Below are 15262 nucleotides of genomic sequence, written 5' to 3' on the forward strand. Positions count from 1 at the left end.
GCCGGGGAAACCGCAAGACTTGCTTTGCGGCGATTTCACAGCGCGGGCAGAAGAGAACGCAGCCACACCGCTCAAGGTTTCATGTTGAACATAGCAAAGCGAAAACCATACTCAGTCTGTCTCAGATCTGATTTCTCCAAACCCTCCTGCAAAACGATGTTTACCGCCATCCGTCTCCTGCCCATCCTCGCCGCCTGCTCACTGCTCGCCTCCTGCCAAAATGGTCAAAATCCATTCAGCCAGAAGACTGCCAGCAGCGATCCCTACGCAGCCAATTACGGCAATGACGGCGGCTACAACCCGTATCCAGGGAGTTCTGGCAGCGTCAGCGGTGGCTACAGTTCCCCTCCGACTTACACCCCGCCACCTGCTCCTGCGGAGGCGGACCCCTATGCTTTCAACGCCCCGACTTCGACTCCTAAAACCTCCAGCACCCCCAAGAAGACCGTCAGCTCCTCCAAGCCGAAGTCCTCGACCGCGAAAAAAAGCACCGCCAAGAAATCCAGCGGCAGCTACAAAGTGGCCAAGGGTGATACCCTCTACGGCATCGCCAGAAAACGTGGCACCACCGTGGCCAAGATCAAAGCGAGCAACGGCTTGTCTTCAGACGTGATCCGCCCGGGTCAGAGCCTGAAGATCCCGTAAGCAGCCCCAGCCGGTTCCATAGAAAGTGCCAACGTGGAATGGCGGAGGCTGTCGAATGAACGACCCAGTCACCTCGTCAACCCGTTTGCACCCTATGGAAACTCCGCCCAACATCCCTGCTGCTACCGATTCCCGCCCACTGCCCCGCCGCTCTTCCTGGCCACGCACCCTACTGATCGTCGCTGGAGTCTTTCTTCTGGGTTGTGGCCTCACCGCCGCAGCCACAGCGTGGTGGGTGAAGCGCAATGTTTACGCAGATCTCATCCAGCCCGTCAGCCTCACCAGCCAGGAGCAGCAGATGCTGGAGGCCAAACTGCACGTGCTGGAAACCAGCGCTGCACCTGCGAGCCAACCCGAAACGTCTCCGGGCGAACATGAACGCACCCTGGTCATCACGGCAAAGGAGATCAACGCCTACTTGGCGAGCCAGAACCTGGGAGAAACGGTGCAGGTCCAACTGGGGCCCGATAGCATCTCCGCCACTGTTTTGGCCCCTGTCTCAGCAGATTCTGGGCTGCCGCTCGTTTCTGGGACCACCGTTCGCCTGGGTGTCAACCTGAGCGCTCGTATGGACGAGCAAAAAAAGGTCGCTCTTCAAGTCAACGACGTGCGCGTGGGTGGCCTGCCCATGCCTAACGCTTGGTTAGGATACATTAAAGGAGTCAATCTGGCAGGGGAGAACCTGGAGAAAGACCCGGGCCTGCAAAGATTCCTGGCTGGAATTCAGAGTCTTAAAATCACATCTGAGGGATTGAGAATCGTCCTCGCGGAGTAAGTGCTTGAGTCTCAACGGCATTCCCTTGGACAGCCGAATTGTGAACTGCTCAATAATTTTCAGAAAAAGATGCTTGGCAATGGCACATGGGGTGCTTTAATTGAATCGCACGGTGGGAGGTCTCCCGGACCAACCTCCATCTCATCAACAAACCAAAATCGACCATCATGAAATTGAAGAGCATGACCTCCGTCATCACGAAGTCGGCACTCGTTCTCGCTGCATCTGCCAGCCTGAGCGCATTCGCCGGCACCTCCGCCCCTGCAAAGGGCGTCGCCCCAGTTGTTCCAGAAGAGTCTGGCGCACTGTTTGACACCGTTGGCGCAACCCTCGAAGTGGGTTACGACACTCGTTATTACTTCCGCGGCCTCTGGTTCGCAGACAACACCGTCTGGACTGGCCTGTCCCTGAGCGTCCCGCTCACGGAACAGCTCTCCCTGGGCTTCGGTGCTCTGTACACCTCCTCCGTTGAAACCTCTTCCTCCAACGCCGGCATCGGCGGTGTGGACGGCGCTGGTGACTTCGACTATTCCGAGCTCGACCTCTCCACCTCCCTGACCTACGACGCTGGCTTCGCCAAGTTCGGTCTGGTCTACACCCACTATGAGTTCTTTGACGGTTTCTCCGGCACGAACTTCGGCATCCCTAACGGCGCTGGCGAACTGAACGTGAGCGGCGTTGAAGAAGTTGGTATGACGGTTGCTGCCCCTCTGGGTCCAGTGAACTTCTACGCTGGTTTCTTCTATGACCTCACCATCGGTGCTTCCTACGCTGAAGTCGGTGCTGACCTTCCGATCGAAATCACTTCTTGGCTGAGCATCGTTCCTGCTGTCAAAGCAGGCTACGGCTTCTCCAACTACTACACGATCGTTGGCCAGTCCAACCAGAGCGGTCTGACTCACGTGATCCCTTCTCTGTCTGCTCCAATCAAGCTGACCAAGAGCGCCACGCTGACCCCTTATGTTGCTTACAACATGTCCCTGGACACCCGTCACCTGAACAACACCGAAGACAACGAAATCTTCGGCGGCGTGAAGCTGAGCGTGAGCTTCTAATTCTGTCGGAGTCTTAAAGATTCCTTCACCTAACTCCCGACCAGGGCTCCTGGTCGGGAGTTTTTGTTTGGTGGTGGCGTTGCGACTCGCTATTTTGCCCGATCACCATGGCGACTTCTCCCCTCAATTGGAATTCTTCTTCCCTTACTCACGGCTGGCAGCGCGGCGTCAAATCCTTCTACTGGGGCCTTGGGTTCAAGGCAGAAGACTTCAACAAACCTCAGATCGGCATCGCCACGCCGCTCCTTGATGGCAATCTCTGCAACATGAAGGCCTATGAAGTGGCCAAACTGATCCAGCAAGGCTGTGCGGAAGCTGGACTCATCGCCTTTCCTTTCGGCGTTTCCGGTGTCAGCGACAACATCACCCAAGGTCACGAAGGCGGTGCATCCTCCCTGGTTTCCCGCAATCTCATGGCCAATGGGGCCGAGATGGTCACCAGCGCGCATTGCTACGATGGCATGATCGGCGTGCATCATTGCGATAAAAATGGCCCCGCCTTTGCCATGGCCCTCGCACGCTTGAACTATCCAGGCCTCATCGTCAATGGCGGCAGCATTTTGCCTGGCTGCCATGCGGGCAAACCCATCACCATCCTGGATTCCTACGATTCCCAGGCCCAGGCCAACAACGGCAGCATGACCTTTCAGGAATCCGAAGATATCATCCGCGCCGCCTGCCCGGGTGCCGGCGGCTGCGGCATCGCCGCCTCTTTCAATACATGGGGCATTGCCCTGGAAGCCATGGGTCTCAGCCTGCCAGACACGTCCTCCATCCCTGCTGTGGATGAAGCCAAAAAGGACGACTGCCTCCGTGTGGGCAAGGCCATGCGTCGTCTACTGGAGCTGGATCTGCGGCCCCGCACCATCATCACCAAAGCAGCTCTGACCAATGCGATGACCGCCATTGCTGCCATGGGGGGCTCGACCAATGGCGTGCTGCACATCCTCGCCGTGGCGCGTGAGGCCGGCGTGGACTTCACCCTTCGGGACATGCAGGCCATCTGCCGTCGCACCCCGGTTTATTGCAATTTTGCTCCGCGTGGGCGTGGGACCATGGCAGACCTGCATCGCATCGGCGGCACAGCCATGCTGCTTCGCCATTTCCTCAAGGCGGGTCTCCTGGATGGCTCCTGCATCACCGTCACAGGCCAGCCCCTGGCTGAAAATGTGGCCCACTGCCCTGATGTGCCGCTCGATCAGGACCTCATCGCCCCGCTTGGTCAGCCCTTCAAAGACTACGCCGATCTCCAGATCTGCTTTGGCAACCTCGCCCCTCACGGCATGGTCTTCAAAGTTTCCTCCCGCCAAAGTCCTCGCTTCAAAGGCCGCGCCATCTGTTTTGACAGCGTGAAGGCTGTTTCAGACGCTGCGGCAGCCAAGAAAATCCAGCCGGGCCACTTCGTGGTTTTGCGGGGTGTCGGGCCCATCGCCGCCGGCATGCCAGAACTCCTCGTTGCCAGCGCAGCCTTGGCTGTGCCAGAGCTTGATGGCCAAGTTGCCTTCCTTTCAGATGGCCGCGTTTCGGGAGTTTCTCACGGGGTCATGGGCATTCATTGCTCACCTGAAGCAGCCGTCTGCGGCCCCATCGCAGCCATCCAAGACGGGGACGAAATCGAGTTCGACCTGCTCGAAGGCACCATTCACCTGCATGCAGACCTGAGCTCCCGCTCCGTCGCCTGGGACAAGCCGGTTTCAGGTCGTGGTTATCTGGCCGACTTTGCCGCCACCGCCCTACAGGCACATGAAGGCTGCGTTTCGGCATGGGTCATGCGTGACGCATGATCTCCGTCTTTGTCCTCGTCACATTGGACGGAAGCTTATACAGTCATCCGCATCTTCCCGCATGAATTCCACGTGGTCCATCCGGCTCGTCCGAGCCCTATTCTTTGCCCTGTTCGTTTTCACGGGCATCACGATCTCGCTGGGGTTTCAGCAGCCAGCCTGGATGGGTGCACTGACCGGGGCCGCCATCATGGGCCTGCTGCTGGCGCTGGACATCCTTTTCACACGCTTCAGCCTGCGTGATTTTTCTCACGCCACCTTTGGTCTGGCCATTGGCCTTTTCTGTGCCTGGCTGGTGACACGAATTGGCGTTTTCCAGCTCGGTTATTTTCAATCCATGGCCGATGGTGAAGCGGTACGCAATGTGGTAGAGATTCTTATCTACACGTCCCTCGCCTTTTTTGGCGTCACCTTTGCCCTGCGCAGCGACCGGGACCAGTTCGCCTTCCTCATTCCCTATGTCCGGTTCCGGCGCGATGGCTCCGAGGGTGAACCGCTGCTGCTGGATACCAATGTCATCATTGATGGGCGCATCGCCTCCGTCGTCCAGACAGGCTTCCTCAGCGGAGCCCTCGTGGTTCCGCGTTTCGTGCTCGATGAATTGCAGCGGCTCGCCGATTCCAGCGAACCGCAAAAAGTCATCCGGGGTCGCCGTGGACTCGAGGTGATGGAAAAGATGCGGACCATCTCAGACCTTCGCCTATCCATCCACGAAGACCCGCCCGGCACTCTGCGAGATTCCTCTGCCCCCGTGGACACCCGGCTCGTCTCCCTGGCCCGCGAGCTGAATGCCCGACTGCTGACCAATGACGAAAACCTCGCCAAAGTTGCCAGGCTGCGCGGCATCGTGGTCCTGAGTTTCAACGATCTCGCCATCGCCCTCCAGCCCCAGCTCAATCCTGGCGACGAGCTTTCCCTGTCATTAACCAAGCCGGGCAAAGACAAACATCAGGCCGTCGGCTATCTGGCAGATGGCACCATGATCGTGGTCAATCAGGCCGCCACATTCATCGGCCAGAGCGTCGAAGTCACCATTTCCGGTGCCCTGCCCACCTCTGCTGGCAGGCTTATTTTTGCTGAGCTCAAAAAGTAAAAGGGTTCAGCGGCGACGGCGCAGCGTCAGCAAGCTTCCCAGCATCAGCATCAGTATGCTTCCAGGCTCTGGCACACCGACGATGTTCTGGATGACTGCCGCGTTCGTCGAAATCCGCGAGGCATACATCCCCCCGGCAGAATCAGGGGCCAGCGCCCAGCCGTTTCCATCATCGCCCTGGTAGTAGCCATCTCGGTCATACAGCGCAGCCGCAAATTCCAGGCCGTCTCCGGTAATGTTGTTGATGTCGAAAAAACCGTCCACCCCATAGTTGATGCCAGCCAGTTTCCAAACTCCGCCATCATTCACGAATAATCCACCGCCTGAATCTCCCACCGACAGCGTGGATTCATTCTGGCCCAATGCATTGTCAAAATCAGCCCGCAGTAAGTCGCCACCCACGATACCGTCCACCGTATTCGCCCCCCAGCGTGCGACACCATCCGATCCGGTGTGATACCAGCCTTTCACATCTCCGCTGAGTTCCACCTCCGCTCCTCGCGGTCCGCCACGTCCAAAAACCACCATCTCCAGTCCCGCCTCCGCCCCACCGGTGTACAAAGTGGCATAGGAACTGAAGGTCTCATTGATCTTGAAGATCCGCAGATCGGTCCCGGCGATGTTCCAAAAGCCCTGTCCGCCATTAGCCGAACTGTCGATCGTATAAGTCACATCCACCACACCATTGAACTCAGCCGTGCTGGTAAACGTCGGTGAAGCTGAAACTCCGATGTGCTGCGCTGTAATGAAATACTGAGGCGCGATCATCGTGCCCAAAAAGCTGCCATACTCCCCCTGGTAGGCCCAGCCACTGTCTACATACTGGCCCGTCGGAGCGGTGGTATTTGCCAGAGCATTGTCCGTATCCACCAAAATGACGGCCTGGCTGGTCGCCGCAGAGCCGAGAAGCCACAGCAACATCCAGCCCCTAAGGCAGCAGCAAGACGCAACAATTTTGGCCGAAGACATGGTGAAAATGTAAGCGAGATTTTATATCCACCACAATTATTCTAAATTTAAGCTAAAATACAAGCTCCATTCATCTACGCCGCCCCGTGAACGATCATCCCACGGAAGGCGCTGCTGCTCATCATCGGCTGCAGCAGGCTCATCGCCGCACGCAGCTTGGCAGAGTTTGCCACATTTGGGTTGTTCACCATCAGGACATCAGTGGCCAGAGGTGCGAGAGGTGCGACATCCGCAAAGTTTTTCAAGATCGCCCCCCCGTCCAGAATGATCCAGTCCACATGCTGCCGGGCCCGTTCAATCCAGGAGCGGTACCCATCCAGCAGTTCATTCGTGGCATAGGAGGGCAGATCGTGCGCAGGCAGCAAAAAGAGATTCGTCTTGCCATAGCGGAGAGACTCCAGGTCATGCGCCCAAGAACTGTGCTGGGTCGCGTGGGGGAACCATTGATGCAGCGTGGGCGAGACCGCATTGCACTCCATCATGAACACGCTGCGTCCCTGGTGGCAAAACGCCGCCGCCAGAGCCGCCGCAGACAGGGTCTTGCCCTCTCCAGCCTCAGCACTGGTGAGAAGGATGATGCCTCCCAGTCCGCTGCGTTTCAGCGCCTGCATTTCCAGGGTGGTGGTGAGCTGGGACAGCGCACCCGCAGCGCCATGGGGCTCTGAACGCAGCAACTGGCCCAGCATGGCCTCCGGAGTGCCGTGGCCGATCAGCGGCAGATGCGCCAGCACCGGAGCCTGATTGGCCGTGGTCCCTGCAAGCATGGACGGTGAACGGGCGGCGGGTTGGAAAACAGGAGCCGGGGGAGCTAGGGGCGAAGGCGCATAAGGCAGCGTGCCTGGGGCGGCGGAGCCCGAGGTTCTGACGAGCGGCCCTGAAGGCATGTGCGGCACTTCCTTGACCGAGGGAATGTTGGCGGAAGGGGAACCCTTCTGCCTCAGGAGCCGGAAGACGTGGTCATCCATCAGTCCCCAGCCCACAGGCAGGCCGATAAAGATCAAACCAAAAACCATCAAACTCGCCACAGCCGCAATGGGCTTGTTTGGCTTCACCGGCTTGTCGGGTGGAGAGGCGATGTCCGAAAGGCTGAGCGCACCGCTGTCCTTGAAATTGCCTGTCACTTCAGCCTGGTTCAGCCGCTTCACGATGGTCTGGTACATTTCGCGATCTGCCGCCACCTGATCGCTAAGCATCTTTTGCTCGACGTTTTTGCCGCTTTGGTCCAACACCTCACCACGTGAGGTTTCCAACTGCTTTTTGAAGTCTGCGATCTGCCGCTCCAGGCTCAAGACTTCGGTTTCGGACATCGTGACCACCGCCATCGAGGCATGATCCAGTGCGTTCTTGGCCGATTCGATCCGGCCCGCCAATGCAACCATCTGGGGATGCCTGCGCCCACACAGCGGTTCCAGCGCTTTGCGCTCCGTCATTGCTGACTCGAGTTCTTTGCGGTTAAAGGCCACATCCGGATTGTCTGCCACCACACGCACTTCCAAAAGATCCCGTCCTGCCTGTTGGGTGGTACGGATGCTCTGCAGATCGCTCTTGGATTTCGCTAGTTGGATCTCCACATTCGTGATGGCCGTCATGAGCTGGCGCACCTTGTCACCATCCACATCCATCGCCTCGTTGGTCTGGATGAGGTTCTCGCTCTTGCGGTATTCGGAAAGCTTTCGTTCACTGACTTCCAGGCGCTGTTTCAGTTCATCGGCCTTGGTCTGAAGGTAGTCGCGCTCGCTCTGCGTCTGGCCGCTTTCCTGTTCGCCGAAAAAGCGGATGTAATCCTGGGCAAAACCATTCGCCAGATCCGCCGCCAGTTGGGGATCCCGATTCCGCACCAGAATGCGCAGAATATGGGATTCCTTTTGCGGCTCCACCCGCACACTGCTCTCCACGCTTTCGGCAAAGACATCCATGGGCGGGGCAGGGTCCAGAGGAGTGTAAAGGCCCACCCATTTCAGCAACTGGTCTTTGCGCCCTAGGGTGCTCAGTTCATCCTGGATAAAAGCGTCCCTCTTCACTGGGTCAAAACGGGTGTAAAAGTAGTCCGCAAACTTCCGCGACTTGATCTCGGTCAGGTGGTTGTTGATGAGCTGAGGAGCACTCAGTTCCGTCACTCCTTGCCGCCCCATTTCATTGAAGTTAAAGACATTCGTGTCCTGCAGCCGCAGCCGCAGCTTCGCCTCCGACTCATAAATCTTCGCTCCCATGCCCAGGAGGTAAAAGACAGCCGCCGCCGCAGGCAGTGCCATGAGCAGACCTAACCACCAGCGTTTCTTCAGGTAACCTGCCAGGTCCGCCAAGCTGATCACCGACTCGCTAAAATGAGGGGCAGGCGTCGAGAGATAAGGGCTGGAGTCCGCCGGGGACAGCCCCATGGGAACCCCGAGAGTCGCCGGTGCCATGGGAACAAGGCCCTGCCCGCCACCGGCAGCCCCTGGCTGGGTGCGGTTGGGATCAAGGGCGAGCTGGTAGGACATGACGTGGGCGTGAAACTGGAAGTACCATCATGCACCTGCCCCCAGGGGGCAAGGAGCAGACGCAGGGGTTTGGGAAGGTTTAGAGTCAGAATGTTCGATTTTCATGGCCTGGAGGATGATCCGGTTCACGATTTTGACATCGAAGACCTCCTCTGCCAGCTTTCGGCTGGCGAGTCCCATGCGGACAATTTGCTCTGGCTGCTGGATAAAAAACTCCATGGCCTTCACCACGGCCACCTCATCGCGAGGGGGCAGCAAAAAGCCATTTTCTCCGGACGGCACACACTCGCGGGCGCCGACCGAATCGGTCGTGATCATGGCCCGGCCAGTGGACAAAGCCTCCAGCGATGCATGAGGCACGCCTTCACGGTACCAGGTGGGCAGGCAAAAGACATGCATGCTTTTCAGCAACCCGGCCACATCCCGCACCATGCCGTGATGAATCAAGGTCCCCTCCTTCACCCATTGCTCCACCTCTGCCTCAGAGACCCGGTTGGGGTTGGGATCAAAGGGACCGACGAGATGAAACTCCGCCAGGGGATACTTGGCTTTGATCTTCCGTGCCGCCTCCGCAAATACGCAAACGCCTTTGCTGATGAGCAGCCGGCTCACCAGCACAAAACGGATGCGCCCGGCGGCGATGTCGGCATTTCCTTCCAGCGGCACATGGGGGTATTCATCCAGGTTCACTCCTGAACCTGCAGTGACGTGAACGGGCACTCCCGGCGGCAGCATCTTCAGATCGGTAAAAAGCTGCACATCGTCACGGTTCTGCATGAAAATAACATCCGCCCTTTTCAGGGCGAACCGGTGCAAAGCCTTGGAAACCCATTGCACCAGCGTCTGCTTCAGCGTTTCCGGTTTCACAAAGGTGAAGCCCAGCCCAGGCAGCAGGGCATAGACCTTGGGCACCCCTGCCAGCCGCGCCACCACACAGCCATAGACCACCGACTTGATGGTGTAGGCAAAGAGCGCATCGGGCTTTTCCTTCCGAAACAGACGGAACATATCCAGCCAGGTGATCCAATCCTTGGCCAGATTCACCCGGCTGCGCACCATGCGGATGGGCTCATGCCGCACACCGGCGGCCTCCAGGTACTTCCGCACATGCGGGTAGTCTTCAGCAGCAGAGGTCACCACTTCACAACCATGGGCGGCGAAGTCGCGGATGAGATCTCCGCGATGGTAAACCAGGGTGTTGGCATCAGCCGTCAGGACGAGAACTTTCATGCAGAAATCGAAGAGGAGGAGGAACCGGGCAGCAGGCGCTTCAGGTGCCGGATAGAACGGAAGAGGGCGGCGCGCAGGCTCTCGGGCTGGTAGGCTTCCAGGTCGAGGACTTGGCGGGAGGTCTGCGACCACTCCTTTTTGTAACGGTAGGTTCCGGGCAGCATGTCAAACAAACGGAGGTTGCGGACCATGCAACATTCCACCGCCCAGCGGATGCTGAGATGCCCCATGGAAAAACGCGCCAGGCGGGAGTGCCAGCCGAGCTGGAAAAACAGAAACTCGTCTCCCTCCACAAAACCATAGATGCCGCCGACCATATCGCCACCGACCGCAAGAAAAGGCAGCATTGCACGGCCGCTGGGCAGCCACTTCTGGGCCAGCCTCCGGTGGAATCTCCAGGATTTGGGGGTGACAAAAGAGCTGACTCCATCGGGGTAATGCTGCCGGTGCAAGTCAGCAAATTCATCCAGCCGGGCCTCCATGTCTGCGGACGTCACCAGTTGCTCTTGAAAGTCGTTTTCCTGCTTCAGCAATTCGCGCCTGCGGCGGAGCTCCCGGCGATGTTTGCCAGGCAAGGCAGCTTCAAACTCCGTCCAGGATGAACTCAACCGAATGCACTCGCATTGAGTCGCCTTCAGAATGCCTCCTCCCGTCGTGCATAAGTGTAGCGCCTGGACGATCCAAGGATAGTTAGGGGATTCCTCAGGCAGCTTGTTCAGCCGCACAGCCTGCCATTCCACGCCCAAAAGGTGGAAGACCTGACACAAAATGGGCGTCAGTTCCGGCTCACGGCCTGCGGGCACCAGAAAGTCCAGTCGCTCCCCCTTCACCTCGCCCAACCCACCCAGGAAACCCAGGTGCTGGAGATGACGACGCACCCCCTCCACCTCCGGTCCAATCATCAGCGGAGCAATGGCCAAAGGTGCACCATGATCGTCACGCACGACGGTGATCGCGAGCGTAAAGCCTTCATGAAACTCTTCCCACCACAGGCTCACCCAGTCCCAGCGAAGGAACGGCGTGCGCACGGCGCTTTGCTCCAACAGGGCATCCCAGCAGGGTTCCAGGGCTTTGAAGCCAGCCTCGTCACGGATGATGTCCAGCTTCACTGGCCACCTCCTTTCGCCATGATCAGCTCCGCCAGTTTCAGGCGCGCCTCATAGAGCTTGCCCATGTCGTCATCCCAATCGCCAAAACCTCGGGCAAAGGTAGCCGCCAGATCCAGCGCCTCTTTTTCCAGCCCCAGATCCTTGGCCAGCATGAGGTAATCATAATCCTCTGCCATTTCCCGCAGCCATTTCAGGCGGATGCTGGCCACAGGCATGTGCGCCCCATTCCGCTTTTGCGTGGCCGGGTAGATGTAGCTGCCGTCACCATTGTAAACCCGGTCTTCCGTGTGGTGGAATGAGCCCGCATCCGCCCACACATCCACACCCGGGCTGGCAAACAGCGTGTCCCAGTAGGTCAGTCCGGTGATGCCATGTCGGGGCATCACCCATGCCAGCACGCGGTGGTTCATCGCCGGGTAGTCCAGGCACCAAACGGGAGGATTCGATTCTTTAAGCTGCTGTGGTTTGCCATGCGCCGCCTCCCAGTCACCGGGCATTTGCACCAGCGCAGCATAGCACCACACCTCGTCCCCAGCCGTGATGCGGCGAGCGATGTCACGCTTGCCGTTAGGCGATTCCATATCCTCCCAGACTTGGGAGAAATGCGGCACCCAAATGTCCACATTGCCATCCAGCCGTCCCCACCACCAGTTGTCAGGTGCAGGCTGCTCCGTCACCAGCAAGGGCACCTTCAGCTGATGAGTGGCCTCCACCTCATTAAAAAAGTCTCCCCAGCGCCGCACCCGCGCATAGGCATCGGCGTCGTTCGGCTCATCCAGCGATCCCATGATGACGTAACCTCGCGATTCGGCGCGTAGCTTTTTCATCAGCTTCATCCAATCCGCCACGTAGTTCATCGCTTCCTTCCGGTCTTTCTCCAAAGGATCAGCAAAGGGCCATTCCGGCCAGATGGGCAGCCCGAGCGTGCTCACATGCCGGTGCAGCAGGTGCTTGCGCATGCCCGCCTCCACCTTGGCATCATTGATCTTGCCCGTGGCTCCGTCCGGATAGGTCGGGTAAGTTTGGTCAATGCTCAGCCGATGCTGTGCCAGCAAATCGTAGTACTCATTCAGCAAAACCAGCAGTTCAGGCTCCGGTGGTTCTTTTTGGCGGTCAAAACCATGAACTTCGGCGATCCGGCGCCAAATGGTCATGATGGAGGTGCGTAGCCGCGGCACCACTGGCAAATCAAAAGGCAGCACCTTCACCGAGATCTGGCGCGTGGCCAAAAACAGACGGTCGGGTCCCAGCACACGTACCTCTCCTTTGTAAACACCAGGCGGTGTGGCATAGGGCACATGCACATCCACCCAGTAAGGCTGATTGACGCTTTTCACCTCGGGCAGCTCCTGCCAGGCAAAGGTCTGCGGGACCAGCGCATCCGGGTATTCGCCAGCGGGCAGCGGTGACATCGGCGTGGACTTCGAAACCTTCACATAATGCTCACGCAGCAGCAGCGGGGCCGGGATTGTTTTGCCCTCTGGCCCTGTCAGGGTAGTGGCCTCCAGGGTGACCTTCCGCACCTCCTCGGGAGCTCCGTTCACCACCATTTGCAGAGCTTCCCATTCACCTCGGGCCGCCTGCAATTCCAGCTTCGTCACCAGAGGCAAGTCCTCCGTACGCGAAACGCGGGTCATCGCATCGGTGAGCGATACATTCAGTTCTCCATGCATCGCCGTGGCCAGCAGAGTGAGTCCGAAAACGAGGGCCTTCATACGGCGAGCACCTCCTGGTAAACTTGTTCGTAACCTCGAGCTGCCACAGCGATGTCAAACCGTTGCACAGCATGACGACGCAGGCTTTCAGACGAAGGCGGATGGGCGAGGGTGTCTTCCCAAGCTTTGGCCAACGCCTCGGCCTCCTTCACCGGCACCACCTGGCCGACCCCTTCCAACAGACGGGAGCAGTCCCCGACATCGGTAGTGACGCAGGGCACACCACAGGACAGCGCCTCCATGATTGTCATCGGGCAGGCCTCTGTTCGCGATGCCAGTGAAAAGACATCCAGGGCAGGATAGGCTCGCTGGGGGTCTGGACGAAACGGGGTGAAATGCACCTGGCTGCGGATGGGTACCACCGAAAGAGAGGCCCGCGCACATTCATCCAGCTCCCACTCCTCTCCCCCGCATAACCAGAAGTGTGTCTCCGGATGGCGAGCCTGCAGGAGGGCTGCGGCCCGGAGCCAGGTGGACAGGTCCTTCATCTCATGGAAACGGCCAATGAAGCCAATCAGAGGAGCTCCCTCGGGCACTTTCAGTTCCTGCCGCACACGGGCCCGCGCCTGCGCATCAGGGACAAACCGCATTGTATCAATGCCATTGGGCACCCAGGTCATGGCCGCTGCCGGATAACCCATCGGCACGTGATCTTCCAGCGCCGCTGATGAACAGGAGATGATGCGGACGGGAACCCAGCGGGAGGACCGCCCAATAAGTTTCTGGAAGACCGCCATCTTCAGATCCGAGTCCCCAGGGTTGCGATGGATTTCACGACAGTGAATGCCCCACACCACGGCGCGGATCCCGGCCATACGGGCACACCAGCCGCCCACAAAATCGGCATGATGCATCCAGGTCTGCACCACGTCAGGTCGGATCTGACGCAGCAACTGGACGAGCCGAACCAAGGTGTCCCGACGCAAGAAAGCGGTTGCTTTGAGGTCATGCACTTCGGCTCCGGCATCTCTCAGCCGGGCCATGTCCTGCGGCCAGGCACGCCCATCCATGACGATCACCACCGTGCGCCATTGGCTGCGATCCATTCTGGCCACCAGATTTCCCAGCATGGCTTCCGCCCCGCCTCCACCCGGGGCAGCGATGAAATGGACGAGAGTTTTCTGAACGGGCATGGTCTGACGGGCGGTGTGTTCACCCCTTTGACCCTCGGCAAGCAGCAAATGTTCCGCTTTCAACAAACTTGGTGCAGCCCAGGCCACAAGATGGCCGACCCACGCGGGTGGCCTACTCCAAGATGCAATCCAGGTTGGGACGTTCATGCGCGCCCTCCTTTCCACTGGCGCACCAGTTCAAAAGCTCCTGAAACGGTGGCCTCAGTCTCCCAAACGGATTCAGGTGCCCCATAGCGAGGCAGATGCATGAAGGGCCCCGCAGCAGTGGCCCGCCCGCAGATCATCGTCCAGGCGGATTCAAAACCGGCTTCAGCGAGCAAAGACAAAGTCTCCGGCGTAAAGTCTCCAGGACCGCCGTTGGGAAAGGCAAAAGCACGTGGCGGCTGGCCCAGCTCCGCCAAAATGCGATCCCGGCAGGTGATGATTTCATGCCGCTGTTTTTCCACGGAACAACGGGCGAGGATGGGATGAGCATGCGTGTGGCCACCAAAATCGATGAGTCCACTGTCGCGCATTTCCCGCACCTGGTCCCAGGTCAGCGGACGCGTGACTTTCGGAGCTACAGGCAGCGTGACTCCCTTCAATAAGTTCTCCACCCGCAGGCGCATGGCTTCTTCAGGCAGAGTTTTCAGCTCAGCCAGCCATTCCCCCAGCGAAGCCGCTCCAGGCAGCGGGATCCCGGCGCACAGGGCCAGGTCCACCTGTTGAAACCACAAAGGGTCGGTACCATCCAGAAAACCGGTCGCCAAAAAGATGGTCGCGGGCAGGCCCAGCTCCCGCAGGATGGGGAATGCCAGCTCGTAGTTGGAGGCATACCCATCGTCAAAGCTCAAAGCCACCGCGCGAGGAGGCAGCCCCTCCCCCGCCCGCAGCCGACGGGCCATTTCAGCCAGAGGCATCACGTGATAACCTCTCGAAAGATGCTGGCAGACTCGGCGAAAGGTGGAAACGGGCAGATGCAGGCTTTCATCTCGCACCCCCGCCGGTTCGCCATCGGCCCTCAGACCGTGAAAAGCCAGGACAGCCCCCTGTCCCGTGAGTTGACTACGGGCCACGGCGGCCATGCCGCACAGCACCAGCACTGCCGATTTGGCAGTCTGGCCAGCACGATTTAGGCTGGAAGGCAGGGGGAACAATTTCTAATAATTTAGTAAAATTATCAAAATTCAGCTAATAATCAACGGATTCTCACTATTTTCCTCCGGCAGCGGCAGTTGCCCCAGCAGACGCACGCATTCGTTCAGCAAGACATTACCTCACCATCCCGTCTTGCT

Annotated in this window: 12 protein-coding genes; 5 read left to right on the forward strand and 7 right to left on the reverse strand. The window is 58.8% G+C overall.

Translation table 11 applies throughout. The features are described 5' to 3' along the window. The first annotated feature begins 156 nt into the window (after positions 1-156). The 5 genes from ABEB25_RS04110 (at position 157) to ABEB25_RS04130 (ending at position 5352) form a co-directional block, all read left to right on the forward strand. Positions 157-645, forward strand: a complete 489-nt coding sequence (locus ABEB25_RS04110; protein WP_345735111.1) for a LysM peptidoglycan-binding domain-containing protein — start codon at positions 157-159, stop codon at positions 643-645. A gap of 94 nt (positions 646-739) precedes the next feature. Next, positions 740-1420, forward strand: coding sequence for a hypothetical protein (locus ABEB25_RS04115; protein WP_345735112.1), 681 nt, complete (start codon positions 740-742; stop codon positions 1418-1420). A gap of 167 nt (positions 1421-1587) precedes the next feature. Beyond that, positions 1588-2475, forward strand: a complete 888-nt coding sequence (locus tag ABEB25_RS04120) for a hypothetical protein (RefSeq protein ID WP_345735113.1) — start codon at positions 1588-1590, stop codon at positions 2473-2475. Between the two features lie 107 nt (positions 2476-2582). Beyond that, a complete protein-coding gene (gene ilvD, locus ABEB25_RS04125) occupies positions 2583-4259 on the forward strand; it encodes a dihydroxy-acid dehydratase (RefSeq protein ID WP_345735114.1) in 1677 nt (558 codons plus the stop codon). Between the two features lie 61 nt (positions 4260-4320). Beyond that, positions 4321-5352 carry a PIN/TRAM domain-containing protein gene (locus ABEB25_RS04130; RefSeq protein WP_345735115.1) on the forward strand — a complete coding sequence of 344 codons (1032 nt, stop codon included), beginning with the start codon at positions 4321-4323 and terminating at the stop codon, positions 5350-5352. Between the two features lie 6 nt (positions 5353-5358). On the opposite strand, the gene ABEB25_RS04135 is transcribed toward ABEB25_RS04130, so the two are convergent. The 7 genes from ABEB25_RS04135 to ABEB25_RS04165 all read right to left on the reverse strand — a co-directional run bounded on the left by ABEB25_RS04135 (position 5359) and on the right by ABEB25_RS04165 (position 15124). Continuing rightward, positions 5359-6273 (reverse strand): PEP-CTERM sorting domain-containing protein, encoded by a 915-nt coding sequence (locus ABEB25_RS04135; protein WP_345735116.1) that lies wholly within the window; start codon positions 6271-6273, stop codon positions 5359-5361. Positions 6274-6395: 122 nt separating this feature from the next. Continuing rightward, on the reverse strand, positions 6396-8801 hold the full coding sequence (locus tag ABEB25_RS04140; RefSeq protein ID WP_345735117.1) for a GumC family protein: 2406 nt from the start codon (positions 8799-8801) through the stop codon (positions 6396-6398). A 27-nt stretch (positions 8802-8828) separates the two neighbouring features. After that, positions 8829-10031: a glycosyltransferase family 4 protein gene (locus ABEB25_RS04145; protein WP_345735118.1), complete on the reverse strand. Its 1203-nt coding sequence runs from the start codon at positions 10029-10031 to the stop codon at positions 8829-8831. Continuing rightward, positions 10028-11140 carry a GNAT family N-acetyltransferase gene (locus ABEB25_RS04150; protein WP_345735119.1) on the reverse strand — a complete coding sequence of 371 codons (1113 nt, stop codon included), beginning with the start codon at positions 11138-11140 and terminating at the stop codon, positions 10028-10030. Before ABEB25_RS04150 ends, ABEB25_RS04145 begins: the two co-directional genes overlap by 4 nt. After that, positions 11137-12855, reverse strand: a complete 1719-nt coding sequence (locus ABEB25_RS04155) for a hypothetical protein (protein ID WP_345735120.1) — start codon at positions 12853-12855, stop codon at positions 11137-11139. Before ABEB25_RS04155 ends, ABEB25_RS04150 begins: the two co-directional genes overlap by 4 nt. Continuing rightward, entirely contained in the window at positions 12852-13988 is a 1137-nt protein-coding gene (locus ABEB25_RS04160; protein ID WP_345735121.1) for a glycosyltransferase, read from the reverse strand. Before ABEB25_RS04160 ends, ABEB25_RS04155 begins: the two co-directional genes overlap by 4 nt. Before the next feature lie 143 nt (positions 13989-14131). After that, a complete protein-coding gene (locus ABEB25_RS04165; RefSeq protein WP_345735122.1) occupies positions 14132-15124 on the reverse strand; it encodes a polysaccharide deacetylase family protein in 993 nt (330 codons plus the stop codon). Positions 15125-15262: the final 138 nt, after the last annotated feature.

Source organism: Prosthecobacter algae, from assembly GCF_039542385.1.
Taxonomy (GTDB): Bacteria; Verrucomicrobiota; Verrucomicrobiia; order Verrucomicrobiales; family Verrucomicrobiaceae; genus Prosthecobacter; species Prosthecobacter algae.